The sequence below is a fragment of the Curtobacterium sp. MCSS17_016 genome (assembly GCF_003234255.2).
GTDB classification, from domain to species: Bacteria; Actinomycetota; Actinomycetes; order Actinomycetales; family Microbacteriaceae; genus Curtobacterium; species Curtobacterium flaccumfaciens.
Window position 1 is genome coordinate 3,050,483 of the sequence record NZ_CP126254.1, and the last position, 12,641, is coordinate 3,063,123.

The following is a 12,641-nucleotide window of genomic DNA, read 5'->3' on the forward strand; positions in this document are numbered from 1 at the left end:
TCGTGAACCAGAACCGTCACCCGCCCCGATCGCGTCAGCCGCCCGCGCCGCGGTCGGTGATCCGACGGTTCGTGGCGGTGATGGCGGCGCGCTCGTCGTCAGACAGGCCACCGGCGTGGAGGATCCGGCTCAGCACGTCGCTCTTCCGCTCGATGTAGTCGTCGATGTCCTCGGCCTCGGTGGCTGCCCGGCGTTTCACGGCGGCGTACTCGTCGCGGAGCGCCGGGTCGGCACGCAGCACGTCGCGGACGGCCAGGTGGTTCCGCAGCGCGAGCGACCCGGCCGCGACGACGTAGGTGTTGGTCGGGGCGAACCGCTCCGGTGCCCGGAACGCCTGCCTGTCCGGGACGCCGAGTTCACCGCGCGGCTCGAAGCCGATCGTCGCCATCGCCGCCACTGCAGCCGGGACGTCGGCAGTGTCCACCACGACGTCGACGTCGAGCACGGGCTTCGCCGCCAGGCCCGGCACGGACGTGCTGCCCACGTGCTCGATGCTCCGGAACGGCACATCGGCGTCGTCGAGCGCGGCGGCGTACGCATCGTGCAACTGCCGGAACCGCTCGGGCCAGGACGACCGGTACTCGACGACCTCGATCACGGGGTCGGGGTCGGCGTCGGCGTCGGCGTCGGCGTCGGCGTCGGCGTCGGCGCGAGGAGCTGGAACATGACGTGGTCGCGCCAGACCCCGTCGATCTTGATGTACTCCGGCGCGAAGCCGTACCGGGTGAAGCCCGCCGACTCGAGCGCGCGCTGCGAGCCGACGTTCTCGGGCAGGGTCTCGGCCTGCACGCGGTGCAGACGGAGCACGTCGAACGCGTGATCGGCCGCCGCGCGGACGGCGCGGGACGCGTGACCTTGGCGGGTACGGTCGGCGCGGATCCAGTAGCCCATCGCGCACGACTGCAGGGCGCCGCGGACGACGCCGCTCAGCGTGATCCGGCCGAGGAGTTCCCCGTCGGTCGACTCGATGACGAACGGCACCGCGTTGCCCGCGCGCTGCGTGGCGAGGGCCTGCGTGATGACGTCCCGCTGCCCGGACTCCGTGTAGTACGACGGCGCTCGCGCCGGTTCCCACGGTCGCAGGTGGTCGGCGTTCTCGGAGATGACCGCAGCCAGGACGGCCGCGTCGTCGAGGCGGAGTGGGCGCAACCGTGTGTCCATCGCGGAGGGTGTGGGATTCGAACCCACGAGACATCTCTGCCCACCTGTTTTCAAGACAGGCTCCATCGGCCGCTCGGACAACCCTCCAGTGACGCGACCACGTGGCGAGACGTGATCGCGTCCCGGGAAGTCTACCCGGGCCTCCAGGCAGGGGTGCGCGCCAGCGCGGACTAGCGGGGCAGGGAGTCGAGCGCCGCTGCCAAGCCGTCGTCGGTGATGCCGCCGGTGAGCTCGTTGCCGGCGTCGACGACGTCGTCGGGCGCCTGGCCCATGACGACGCCGCGACCGGACGTCGAGGCCCAGCGGAGCATGTCGATGTCGTTGCGGCCGTCACCCGCGGCGAAGACGCGGGAACGCGGGATGTCGAGCCACTCGCGGACGCGCTCCATCGCGGTGGCCTTCGTCACGCCCTCCGGAGCGATGTCGAGCCACGACGTCCAGCCGACGGAGTACGAGACCTTGTGCAGGCCCATCTGCTCGACGATCTGCAGGAAGTCCTCGGTGTCGTGGCCGGGCGAGATGACGACGACGCGGGTGGCCTCGACGCCGAGCAGCTGCTCGAACGGCACGTGCTCGCCCTCGACGGTCATCGTGTCGTCGGGGAAGTTGCCGGACAGCAGGAAGTGACCGGTCTCGTCCTCGACGCCGAACGCGGCGTTCTCGAGCGCGCCGTGGATGGTCTGCAGCACCTCGGACGGGTCGAACCGCTCGACGTGTTCGCGCACGTAGGAGCCGTCGGCGCGGCGGGCCAGGATGAGCGCACCGTTCGCGCACACCAGGTACTTCGGCCGGATGCCGAGGGTCTCGAGCAGGGGCACGGTCATGCCCTCACTGCGGCCGGTCGAGAGCATGACCTCGTGGCCGGCGGCCTCGGCGTCACGCACGGCGGCGACCACTGCCTGCGTGATGACACCGTCCTCGCGCATGGTGGTGCCGTCGATGTCGAGCGCGACCAGCCAGCGCTTGGTGCGGGCGGGCGCGTCGGTACCCGCGCCCTGCTCGGTGCCGTCCACGAACCGTCCCTGGGTGCTCATCGGGGCTCGATCACCTCGACGCCACCGAGGTAGGGGCGCAGGACCTCCGGCACGACGACGGAACCGTCGGCCTGCTGGTGCGTCTCGAGGATCGCGACGATCCAGCGGGTGGTGGCGAGGGTGCCGTTCAGGGTGGCGACCGGGGCGGTCTTGCCGCTCTCGGTGCGGTACCGGATGTCGAGGCGGCGGGCCTGGAACGTCGTGCAGTTCGACGTCGAGGTGAGCTCGCGGAACGTGCCCTGCGTCGGGACCCAGGCCTCGATGTCGTACTTCTTCGCGGCGCTCGTGCCGAGGTCACCGCCGGCGACGTCGATCACGCGGTAGTGCAGCCCGAGGTCCTGCAGCATCTGCTCCTGGTACCCGACGAGCTTCTCGTGCTCGGCCTCAGCCTGGTCGGGGTGCACGTAGGTGAACATCTCGAGCTTGTTGAACTGGTGCACGCGGAGGATGCCGCGGTTGTCCTTGCCCGCCGACCCGGCCTCACGCCGGTAGCAGGTCGACCAGCCGGCGTAGCGGTGCGCGGTCTTCTCGATGTCGAGGATCTCGTCGGCGTGGAACCCGGCGAGGGCGACCTCGCTCGTGCCGGTCAGGTACAGGTCGTCGGCTTCGAGCCGGTAGACCTCGGCCGCGTGCTCGCCGAGGAACCCGGTGCCGGCCATCGTCTCGGGTCGGACGAGCGTCGGGGTGATGAGCGGTTCGAAGCCGGCAGCGATCGCACGGTCGAGGCCGAGCGACATCAGCGCGATCTCGAGCCGGGCGCCCATGCCGCGCAGGAAGTAGAAGCGCGAGCCGGAGACCTTCACGCCACGCGGGATGTCGATGATGCCGAGGTGCTCACCGAGGTCGGCGTGGTCCTTCGGCTCGAAGTCGAACTCGGGCTTGGTGCCGACGGTGCGGAGCGTGACGAAGTCGTCCTCGCCACCCTCGGGGACCCCGGGGAGCACGACGTTCGGGATGCCGCGGACGACGGTGTTGAAGGTGTCCTCGGCCGCGGTGACGGTGGCCTGCGCCTCCTTCACCTTGGCGGCGAGGGCCTGGGCCTGCTGCACGAGCGCGGCCTTCTCGTCCTTCGGGGCCTTGGCGACGGTCTTGCCGAACGCGTTCTGCTCCGCACGGAGCGACTCGAACGAGGTGATCGCGCTGCGGCGGGCGGAATCGGCGGCGACGGCTTCGTCGACGACGGCCTCGGAGGCACCGCGTGCCCGCTGTGAAGCCTTGATGACGTCCGGGTTGTCGCGAAGCAGCTGTGGATCGATCACCGCTCCATCCTAGACAAGGCAACCGCACGCAGCCTCGATCGGTAGCGTGAACGTATGTCGACCCCTTCGGAGACCGCGCCCGCGGACCAGGACGCCCTCCCCACCGAGCAGCGGACGGCCGCGGTGGTCTACAACCCGGTCAAGGTCCACCTGCCGACCCTCAAGCGCACCGTCGAAGAACAGCAGCAGGCAGCCGGCTGGGCCGACACCCTGTGGTTCGAGACCTCGGAAGAAGACCCGGGCGGCGGCATGGCCCGCGCCGCGATCGAGGCCGGTGCCCACGTCGTCGCCGCAGCCGGCGGTGACGGCACGGTCCGTGCGGTCGCCGAGGTCGTGCACGAAGCCGGTTCGACCCTCGCCCTGCTGCCGAGCGGCACCGGAAACCTGCTCGCCCGCAACATGAAGCTGCCCCTCGACGACCTCGGCGCGAGCGTCCGGACGATCTTCCACGGCGACGACCGCAAGATCGACTTCGGCATGCTCAAGGTCGAGCGACCGGGCGGCGAGCGCGAACGCTTCGGCTTCCTGGTGATGGCGGGCCTCGGGCTCGACGCCCGGATGCTCGTGAACACCCGCCCCGAGCTGAAGAAGAAGGTCGGCTGGCTCGCCTACGTCGACTCGCTGTTCCGTTCGGTGCGCGACGCCAACGCGTTCGAGTTCCGTTACCAGCTCGACGACGACGGCAACCACTCGCTCCGAGCGCACTCGCTCATCGTCGGCAACTGCGGGATGCTGCAGGCCGGCGCGATCCTGCTGCCCGACGCTGAGATCGACGACGGGGTGTTCGACATCGCCGTCATGCGGCCGCGCGGCTTCTTCGGCTGGGTGCGGATCGGCGCCCGGGTGTTCTGGGAGAACGGGATCCTGCGGGCGTTCCGCCGGTCGAACCTGGGCAAGACCGCCGTCGGCAAGAAGATCGTCTCGAAGTCGCGCGAGGAACGACCCCTGCGCTACCTGCGCGGGCAGGAGTTCACGGCGCGGCTCGAGCGGCCCGACGAGTTCGAGATCGACGGCGACCCGGTGGGCGAGGTCATCGCCTTCCGTTCGCGCATCGACCCGATGGGGCTCTCCGTGCGCGTGCCGGACCCGGCGGACGACCGCCACGGCTCGCGCCAGGTGCCCTGACCCGGGGCGGTTCCGCCGCTACCGCGCGCCGGGCTCGCCCGACACGATCGCGCGCAGCCAGTCCCGCGCCTCGACGAACGCGGCGTCCGAGTAGCGCGCCGGAACCTCGGGGCGGGCGCCGTCGGCACGCGGGTACGACCCGAGGAACGTCACGCGCGGGCTGAACCGGCGCAGGCCGAGCAGTGCGTCCGCGACCCGCTCGTCGCGCACGTGCCCGTCGAGGTCGATGACGAACCGGTAGCGGCCGAGCTCGTCACCGATCGGGCGTGACGACAGCAGCCCCATGTTGATGCCCCGCGTCGCGAACTGCTCGAGCATGTCGACCAGGGCGCCGGGGTGGTCGGCGGGCAGCTCGACGATGACGCTGGTCTTGTCGGCGCCGGTCGGTTCGGGCAGCGCGAGGGTCTTCGACACGAGCACGAACCGGGTGACCGCCGAGGCGTTGTCGCCGATGGACGACGCGAGCACGACGACGTCGTGGTGGTCGGTGATGCCGGGCGGCGCGACGGCGGCGTCGGCCGTGGGGTCCGCCTCGAGCAGGGCGAGGGCCGCGGCGACGTTCGACGACGCCGGGATGTGGCCGTGCCCGGGCAGGTTCGCCTCGAGCCAGTTGTGGGTCTGCGCGTAGGCGACCGGGTGCGCGTTCACGGTGTGGACGTCGGCCAGCGTCGTGCCGGGTCGGGCGACGAGCACGAAGTCGACGGGGACCAGGTACTCCCCCACGATCCGCACGCCGGGGATCCGGGCCAGGGCGTCCTGCGTGGCGCTGACTCCACCGTCCACGCTGTTCTCGATTGCGATGACCGCCCCGATCGACCGCCCGGACATGACGTCGTCCAGGGCCTCACCGACGTTGTTGACACTCCGCCAGGGCTTGCCGGCGGCGGCCTCGACGAGCTTGAGGGCCGCCTCGGTGAAGGTGCCGGCGGGTCCGAGGTAGGAGTACGTGTCGGACGGCGCGGCGGGGTCGGTCATGCGGCGAGCCTATTGCAGGGACGCGGAGGCCAGGCGGCCTCAGTCGGTCGCCGCACCCGTCAGCCGCTGCTCGCAGATCGCGGTGTCGTCGTCCTCGCGCGGGTAGGTCAGCGCTGCGAAACGCCCCTCGGGGTCGAGCCGCGTCAGGAGCGACGCCGCGATGCCGTCGAGCTGCGCGACCTGCTCGTCGGAGAGCGCGTCGATGACCACCCGGCGGGCGGTGCGGACGTGGTCCGGGGCAGCGTCGACGATCGTGGCGTACCCGGCGTCGGTCAGGCGGACGTCGGTGGCCCGGCGGTCGGAGGTCGACGGGCACCGGGTCACGAGCCCGCGCTTCTCGAGCCGGGACACCACGTGCGACAGCCGCGGCAACGAGGCGTTCGTGGCCGAGGCGAGCGCCGACATCCGCAGGGTCCGGGTGTCGGTCTCGGAGAGCATCGCGATGACCATGTAGTCGAAGTGCGTCAGGTCGGCGTCACGCTGCAGCTGCTGGTCGAGCGCGGCCGGCAGGAGTTCCATGACCGCGACGAGCTTCATCCACGCGCGCAGCTGCTCGCGGGTGAGCCACGGGGTCTCGTCGGTCATGACCTGATCATACCGAAAGGTTGTCTCTTTAACCAGTGGTGCGCACCGCGGACGAACCGGACGAACCCGCCGAACCAGACGGCCCGCCAGCGCGACGCGACCGCACCACCCCGATGACGAGCACGACCACCACGACGACGAGCAGCGCCCCCTCGACGAGCAGCAGCCGCGTGCCGTAGTCGAACGGCAGCACGGTCGGGTTCTTCTGCCCGTGGTCCTTCGCAGCGATCTCCGGCAGGACCACCAGGGCGAGCACGCTGCCGAGCACGATCGCCGAATGCACGACGACGAGTACCCAGGCCCGCAGCGAGCGTCCGGCCCGACGCAGCAGCAGCCCGGCACCGACCACGAACGGCGACAGGACCGCGTCGTGCAGCACCACCGCCGCGAGCAGCCAGACCCCGAGCCCGCCGATGCGGTTCGGCTTGACGGACGTCACGAGCACGTACGCCCCGAACGCGATGACCAGCACGCCGATCACCACGAGCACGATCCGCGCGGCCTTCACCGGAGCACCTCGATCTTCTCGATCCACTTGGTCTGCAGCACACCGGGCCGCCCGGGAGCGATGATCCGCGCCGGGAACCCGTGGTCCAGGTCGAGCGTCGCACCGTTCAGCTCGAGGGCGACGAGGGTCGTCGGGTCCTCGGCGTACTCCGGTCCCATGTCCATGATCCGGTAGCCGCCGTGCCGCTCCAGGCTCGTCACGCGCACGTGCGACCCCCGCGGCGCCTGCACGGCGTCGAGCAGATCGCGCATCCGCACGCCCTTCCAGGTCGCCATCTGGCTCCACCCCTCGACGCAGGAGATCGGCAGGTCGACCTGCGCGGTGCCGAGCGCGACGAGTTCCGCCCGGACGAACGTCCGGCTCACGTCGTGGCCGACGACGGTGAGCGTCCAGTCGGCGGCGGTCGCGGTCGCGAGGACGCCGGCTGCCCGCGCGGTCCGGTTGACCGGCAGCCCGTTCGCGCCGATGCCGCGACCGCGGGCGCCGAACACGTTGAACGGTTCCGCGAGCTTCGAGGACTGCCCCGCCGTGAGCGCGACGACACCGACGGTCGCCGCCGTCACGCCGGCGAAGAACCCGCGTCGGGCGATGCGCTGGCGTCGTCCGGTGGCTGCTTCCGGCGTCGGCCTGGAGGCCCGGCTCGCCTCCGGCACGTCGGCCGTCGGCTGGGCGGGACTCGGCTCCTCGGACACCTCGCGGGTCTCCGGGGCCGTGTCGGGTCCGGTGGGACGGGGCTCGGCGCCGCCGGGGGCGTCGTCGACGCCGTCGATCCAGCGGAACACGCGGCCCAGCAGGCCGGGGGCGGTGGACCCGGTGGTCTCGGAGACCGCAGCGCGCGGGGCGGACGCTGGATGAGCCTCCAGACCGGGTGGGAGCAGTTCACTGCCGGACGCGGGGTCCGCGATGAACCGGCCGTGCACGTCGTAGGAGTCGCGCTTCCGCCAGTAGCGGGCGATGACCGGCAGCTTGGCGGCGATGTGGATGGCCAGCGAGCCGATGATCACGTAGGCCAGGGCGTTGTGCACCTGGCGGAACGGGAACGGCCACGGGTACCACTGGTACGTGTTGAGCAGGCCGGTGACGACCTGGATGATCGACGCGGACACGAGCACCGCGATCGACAGCCGCTCGAGCAGGTGCAGCACGCCGCGCACCGGCGGCACCTGCACCAGGGCGGGCATGACGGTGTTGAGCTTGGCGAGCAGCAGCGGGATGATCGCGATGCCGGTCGTGATGTGCAGGCCCTGCGTGAACTGGTACAGCTGCGTCGGACGGGTCGGGAACCGCATCCAGCCGAGCGGTTCCTGCAGCAGGTGGCTGTAGATCCCGGTGCCGAAGCAGACCAGGAACGCGATGCCGAGCAGGCGCCCGAGCACCACCGCCGAGCGGGCGTTGCGGTTGGGGGACGCCAGAGCTGCTCGTCCGTCGTGCAGCAGGCGCTGGAGGCCGGATAGCCTCGACGGACCATGAGCGACCGACTGCGTGCCCTCCGACCGTCCCTGGCCGACGGCACCGCCGCCCGGATCGGCACGGTGCTGGCCGTCGTGGGAGTACTCGCCCTGTCGGGCGTCATCGCCGTCGGCGTCACGCATCTGGGGTTCCTCCGATCGGGCCATCGTTCTGCATTCGTTGCGTGGACGCTGATCGCTTGGACCGTCTTCGTGATCGCCGTGCTCGCGGTGCGTTTCGTGCCCGTCCGGTGGATGACCACCATGGTCATCGGCGGAGCGGTGGTGATCGGCATCGCCGCGCTGGTCGGCCCGCCCAACACGAGCACCGACTCCGCTCGGTACGCGTGGGACGGCATCGTCCAGCATGCCGGTGTCTCACCGTACGCGCACACCCCCCAGTCCGCGGCACTGTCCGGTCTCCGACCCGACTGGTTGTTCCCCGACAAGGTGGACGGCACGTGCGATCCGTTGAAGCCCCGGTTCCGCGGACTCGGCGACGGCGCCGACGGACACTGCACCGCGATCAACCGGCCGGACGTCACGACGATCTACCCGCCGATGGCGCAGCTGTGGTTCGCCGCGGTGCGGTTCTTCGTGCCGGCGACCGCGCAGTACCTGCCGTTCCAGGTCGCCGGGCTGCTCGTGTCGCTCGGTGTGACCGTCGGGCTCGTCCTGGTGCTCCGCCGGATCGGCCGTCCGACCTGGTGGGCGGCGCTCTGGGCCTGGTCGCCGCTCGTCGCCTCCGAGGCGGTCACCAACTCGCACGTCGACGTCGTCGGCGCCGCCCTCGCCACGGCCGGTGTCGTGCTCGTGGCGTTCGGCCGGCCGATCTGGGGCGGCATCGCGCTCGGGGCTGCGACCGCGACCAAGCTCATCCCGGCGATCGTGTACCCGCCGTTGCTCGGCCGCGGTCGGGCCTGGTGGGCGATCCCCATCGGCATCGCCGTGTTCGGGCTGCTCTACGTGCCCTACGTGCTGACGACCGGGCTCGACGTGCTCGGGTACCTGCCCGGTTACCTGAGCGAGGAGGGCTACGAGGACGGCTCCCGCTTCGCGCTGGTGTCGCTCGTGGTCAAGGGCGACGCGGCGACCCTGGTGGTGGGGCTCCTGGTGCTGCTCGCGGCGTTCGTGGCGTGGCGGTTGTCCGACCCGGCGCGGCCGTGGTCGGGCGAGGTCCTGATGATCGGCGTGACGTTCCTCGCCGTGACACCGCGCTACCCCTGGTACGCGCTGCTGCTCATCCCGTTCGTGGTGCTGTCCGGGCGGTGGGAGTGGTTGTCGATCGGCCTCGCCATCGCGCTGCGCGGGGTGTGGCCGTCCGCCGACGCCTACCGGTGGTGGTTGCTCGCGGCCGTGGCGGTCATCGTGGTCGTCACACTGCTGCGCACGGAGCGGTCGGAGTGGCGACGGTGGTGGGAGCGGCTGACGTTCCGGCGCGTGGAACACGTACGCTGACGACCATGGCACCCGCGACCCTGCTCGGCACGACCGGCTCCGTGGACCCGGCTCCCGCCGGACTCGTCGACCGCTTCGGGCGTCGCGCCGTCGACCTGCGGGTGTCGCTGACCGAGCGCTGCAACCTCCGCTGCACGTACTGCATGCCCGCGGCCGGGCTGCCGTTCGCCCCCGACGAGGCCCTGATGACGGCGACCGAGATCGAGCGGCTGGTCCGGATCGGCTCGTCGCGGTTCGGCGTCCGCAAGGTCCGGTTCACCGGCGGGGAGCCGATGCTCCGGCACGACCTGGTCGACGTGATCGCCCGGTGTGCCGCGCTGCCCGACGCCCCGGAGCTGTCGCTCACCACGAACGCGATCGGCCTCGCCCACCGCGCACAGGGCCTGTACGACGCCGGGCTGCGGCGCGTGAACGTCTCGCTCGACACCGTCGACCCCGACGTCTTCACCACCGTGACCCGCAGGCCGTTCCTCGACAAGGTGATCGCCGGGCTGTCGGCCGCGCACGACGCCGGACTCGACATCAAGGTGAACGCGGTCCTGTTGCGCGGCATCAACGACGAGGCAGCCCCGGAGCTCCTCCGCTGGTGCCTGGAGCGTGGCTACGAGCTGCGGTTCATCGAGCAGATGCCCCTCGACCCCGACCACGCGTGGGACCGCACCTCGATGATCACCGCGGCCGAGACCCGCGCGCTGCTGGCGACGTCGTTCGTGCTCACGCCGGACGACGCCCCGCGCGACGGTGCCCCGGCCGAGCGGTACCGCGTGCACGACGTCGTCACCGGCAAGCCCCTCGGCACCGTCGGGATCATCGCGAGCATCACCGAGTCGTTCTGCGCCGACTGCACCCGCACCCGGCTGACCGCCGACGGGCACGTGCGCAGCTGCCTGTTCTCCGACGAGGAGACCGACGTGCTCGGGCCGATGCGCTCCGGGGCGGACGACGACGAGGTCGCCGAGCTCTGGCGGCTCGCGATGTGGGCGAAGCCGCGCGACCACGGTGACGATAGCGACGAGCTCGTGCACCCGACGCGTGGCATGAGTGCGATCGGCGGCTGAGGCATGACCACGATCCGGTTCTTCGCCGCTGCCCGCGCTGCCGTGGGTGTCGACTCGCTGACCGCGTCGGGGCCCACCATCGAGGCCGCCCTCGGCGCGATCGACGTCGTGGACCCTGCGCGATGGAGTGCGCTGCAGGAGCGCTGCTCGTACCTGGTCGACGGTGTGACCACGCGTGACCGGTCGACCTCGCTCGACGGTGTCGAGGTCGTCGATGTCATGCCGCCCTTCGCCGGGGGCTGAGTTCGGCGGCTGAGCGGTAGTACGCCCGTTCCTTCCCAGAACGCCCGCGATACCTGCCGTTTTCGGGCATACCGTGTCGGAACTTCCGACCAGGTACGCCCGATCCGACCAGGTACGCCCGGAACGACCAGGTACGCCCCGAACGACCAGGCACGCCAGACTCGACCCCGCGCCCGCGCGCCCCGCGCCCGCGCCCGCGCACCCCGTGCCCGTTCCTTCCCAGAACACCCGCGATACCTGGGGTTTTCGGGCACACCTGGTGCGAACATCCGACCAGGTTCGCCCGATTCGACCAGGTACACCCGGAACGGCCCAGTACGCCCGATTCGACCCCGCGCCCGCGCACCCCGCGCCCGTTCCTTCCCAGAACGCCCGCGATACCTGGGGTTTTCGGGCATACCTGGTGCGAACTTCCGACCAGGTACGCCCGACTCGACCAGGTACGCCCGGAACGACCCGGTACGCCCGACTCGACCCCGTACCCGCGCACCCCGCGCCCGTTCCTTCCCAGAACGTCCGCGATAGCTGGTGCTTTCGGGCATACCTGGTGCGAACTTCCGACCAGGTACGCCCGATTCGACCAGGTACGCCCGGAACGACCCGGGGCAGCCAGCCCCGCGCCCCGCCCGCGCCGAACCAGCCCAGCCGAACCAGCCCAGCCGACCCCACCCCGCCCTACGGCGAGACGGACAGCACGATGAACGCGGCGAAGATCACCAGGTGCACCCCGCCCTGCAGCCGCGTGGCACGACCGGGCAGCACGGTGAGCACCGCCGCGACGATCGTCAGCGCGAGCAACACGATCTGCGACGGCCCGAGCCCGAGCAGCAGCGTCCCCGGCATGAACAGCGACGCGACCGCGATCGACGGGATCGTCAGACCGATCGACGCCATCGCGGACCCCATCGCCAGGTTCAGGCTCGTCTGGATCCGGTTCCGTGCGGCGGCCTTCGACGCCGCGATGCCCTCCGGCAGCAGGATGAGCAGCGCGATCACGACACCGACGAAGGACGGCGGGAACCCGACGGCGGCGACCCCGGCCTCGATCGCGGGCGACTCCACTTTGGCGAGCCCGACCACGGCGACGAGCGCGACGACGAGCAGCCCGAGCGACACCATCGTGGTGCGACCGGACGGGCGTGCGGCGTGGGCGTCCTCGGACTCGACGAGCACCCCGCCGGCACGGTTGACCGGCAGGAAGAAGTCGCGGTGCGCCACGGTCTGCGTGACGACGAACAGCCCGTAGAGCACCAGTGACGCGATCGCGACGAACACGAGCTGCGTCCCCGTGAAGGACGCGTCGTCGGTGCCGGTGGTGAACGTCGGCAGCACCAGGGTCAGCACGGCGAGCGCGGCCACCGTCATGGTCGCGGCGCTCGCGCCCTCCTGGTTGAAGCGCACGGTGTTGTGCCGCAGGGTCCCGATCAGGATCGCGAGGCCGACCAGCCCGTTCATCGTGATCATCACCGCCGAGAACACGGTGTCGCGCGCCAGGGTCTCGGCCTGCGCACCGCCCGAGCTCGACAGCGAGATGATGAGCGCGACCTCGATGATCGTCACGGCGACGGCCAGCACGAGCGAGCCGAAGGGCTCCCCCACCCGGTGCGCGACGACCTCGGCGTGGTGGACGGCTGCGAGCACCGTGACCGCGAGCACGACGGCGACGACGACCACCACGGCGGTGCCGAGTCCGTAGCGGCCGTACGAGAACGCGAGCACGACGGCCGCCAGGATCGGCGTGGCCACGGGCCACACCTTGGGGAACCAGGAGGTCATCGGACCATTGT

The 12,641-nt window shown here is 71.2% G+C and carries 13 protein-coding genes and 1 tRNA gene; 4 read left to right on the forward strand and 10 right to left on the reverse strand.

The features are described 5' to 3' along the window. Window positions 1-34 precede the first annotated feature (34 nt). The 5 genes from DEJ19_RS14350 to serS all read right to left on the reverse strand — a co-directional run bounded on the left by DEJ19_RS14350 (window position 35) and on the right by serS (window position 3,454). On the reverse strand, window positions 35-598 hold the full coding sequence (locus tag DEJ19_RS14350; RefSeq protein WP_111233828.1) for a GrpB family protein: 564 nt from the start codon (window positions 596-598) through the stop codon (window positions 35-37). Continuing rightward, on the reverse strand, window positions 595-1,161 hold the full coding sequence (locus tag DEJ19_RS14355; protein ID WP_111233827.1) for a GNAT family N-acetyltransferase: 567 nt from the start codon (window positions 1,159-1,161) through the stop codon (window positions 595-597). Before DEJ19_RS14355 ends, DEJ19_RS14350 begins: the two co-directional genes overlap by 4 nt. A gap of 2 nt (window positions 1,162-1,163) precedes the next feature. Beyond that, a tRNA-Ser gene (locus tag DEJ19_RS14360) sits at window positions 1,164-1,248 on the reverse strand. A gap of 83 nt (window positions 1,249-1,331) precedes the next feature. Further along, window positions 1,332-2,195, reverse strand: a complete 864-nt coding sequence (locus tag DEJ19_RS14365; RefSeq protein WP_111029845.1) for an HAD family hydrolase — start codon at window positions 2,193-2,195, stop codon at window positions 1,332-1,334. Further along, the gene (serS, locus tag DEJ19_RS14370) at window positions 2,192-3,454 is read right to left on the reverse strand and encodes a serine--tRNA ligase (protein WP_111233826.1); all 1,263 of its coding nucleotides are present in this window, start codon (window positions 3,452-3,454) and stop codon (window positions 2,192-2,194) included. Before serS ends, DEJ19_RS14365 begins: the two co-directional genes overlap by 4 nt. 54 nt (window positions 3,455-3,508) lie before the next feature. On the opposite strand from serS, the gene DEJ19_RS14375 reads away from it, so the two are divergent. Then, complete coding sequence (locus DEJ19_RS14375) at window positions 3,509-4,579, forward strand: diacylglycerol/lipid kinase family protein (RefSeq protein WP_111233825.1); 1,071 nt, start codon at window positions 3,509-3,511, stop codon at window positions 4,577-4,579. 18 nt (window positions 4,580-4,597) lie between these two features. Here DEJ19_RS14375 and pheA read toward each other — a convergent pair whose 3' ends face one another. Genes pheA through DEJ19_RS14395 form a run of 4 tightly spaced genes read right to left on the reverse strand, consistent with a single transcriptional unit; the run spans window position 4,598 to window position 8,026 of the window. Continuing rightward, a complete protein-coding gene (gene pheA / locus DEJ19_RS14380) occupies window positions 4,598-5,554 on the reverse strand; it encodes a prephenate dehydratase (RefSeq protein WP_111233824.1) in 957 nt (318 codons plus the stop codon). Window positions 5,555-5,593: 39 nt separating this feature from the next. Beyond that, complete coding sequence (locus DEJ19_RS14385) at window positions 5,594-6,139, reverse strand: MarR family winged helix-turn-helix transcriptional regulator (RefSeq protein ID WP_017888293.1); 546 nt, start codon at window positions 6,137-6,139, stop codon at window positions 5,594-5,596. Between the two features lie 28 nt (window positions 6,140-6,167). Then, on the reverse strand, window positions 6,168-6,647 hold the full coding sequence (locus tag DEJ19_RS14390) for a hypothetical protein (RefSeq protein ID WP_111233823.1): 480 nt from the start codon (window positions 6,645-6,647) through the stop codon (window positions 6,168-6,170). Continuing rightward, window positions 6,644-8,026 (reverse strand): molybdopterin-dependent oxidoreductase, encoded by a 1,383-nt coding sequence (locus tag DEJ19_RS14395; protein ID WP_111233822.1) that lies wholly within the window; start codon window positions 8,024-8,026, stop codon window positions 6,644-6,646. Before DEJ19_RS14395 ends, DEJ19_RS14390 begins: the two co-directional genes overlap by 4 nt. An 87-nt stretch (window positions 8,027-8,113) precedes the next feature. On the opposite strand from DEJ19_RS14395, the gene DEJ19_RS14400 reads away from it, so the two are divergent. The 3 genes from DEJ19_RS14400 to DEJ19_RS14410 are packed head-to-tail and all read left to right on the forward strand — an operon-like array spanning window position 8,114 to window position 10,854. Further along, window positions 8,114-9,553, forward strand: coding sequence for a glycosyltransferase 87 family protein (locus DEJ19_RS14400; RefSeq protein ID WP_111233821.1), 1,440 nt, complete (start codon window positions 8,114-8,116; stop codon window positions 9,551-9,553). Between the two features lie 5 nt (window positions 9,554-9,558). After that, a complete protein-coding gene (gene moaA, locus DEJ19_RS14405; RefSeq protein ID WP_111233820.1) occupies window positions 9,559-10,611 on the forward strand; it encodes a GTP 3',8-cyclase MoaA in 1,053 nt (350 codons plus the stop codon). 3 nt (window positions 10,612-10,614) lie between these two features. Further along, window positions 10,615-10,854 (forward strand): MoaD/ThiS family protein, encoded by a 240-nt coding sequence (locus tag DEJ19_RS14410; protein WP_111233819.1) that lies wholly within the window; start codon window positions 10,615-10,617, stop codon window positions 10,852-10,854. A 675-nt stretch (window positions 10,855-11,529) separates the two neighbouring features. Here the strand turns inward: DEJ19_RS14410 and DEJ19_RS14415 are convergent. Beyond that, window positions 11,530-12,630: a calcium:cation antiporter gene (locus DEJ19_RS14415; protein WP_017888287.1), complete on the reverse strand. Its 1,101-nt coding sequence runs from the start codon at window positions 12,628-12,630 to the stop codon at window positions 11,530-11,532. Window positions 12,631-12,641: the final 11 nt, after the last annotated feature.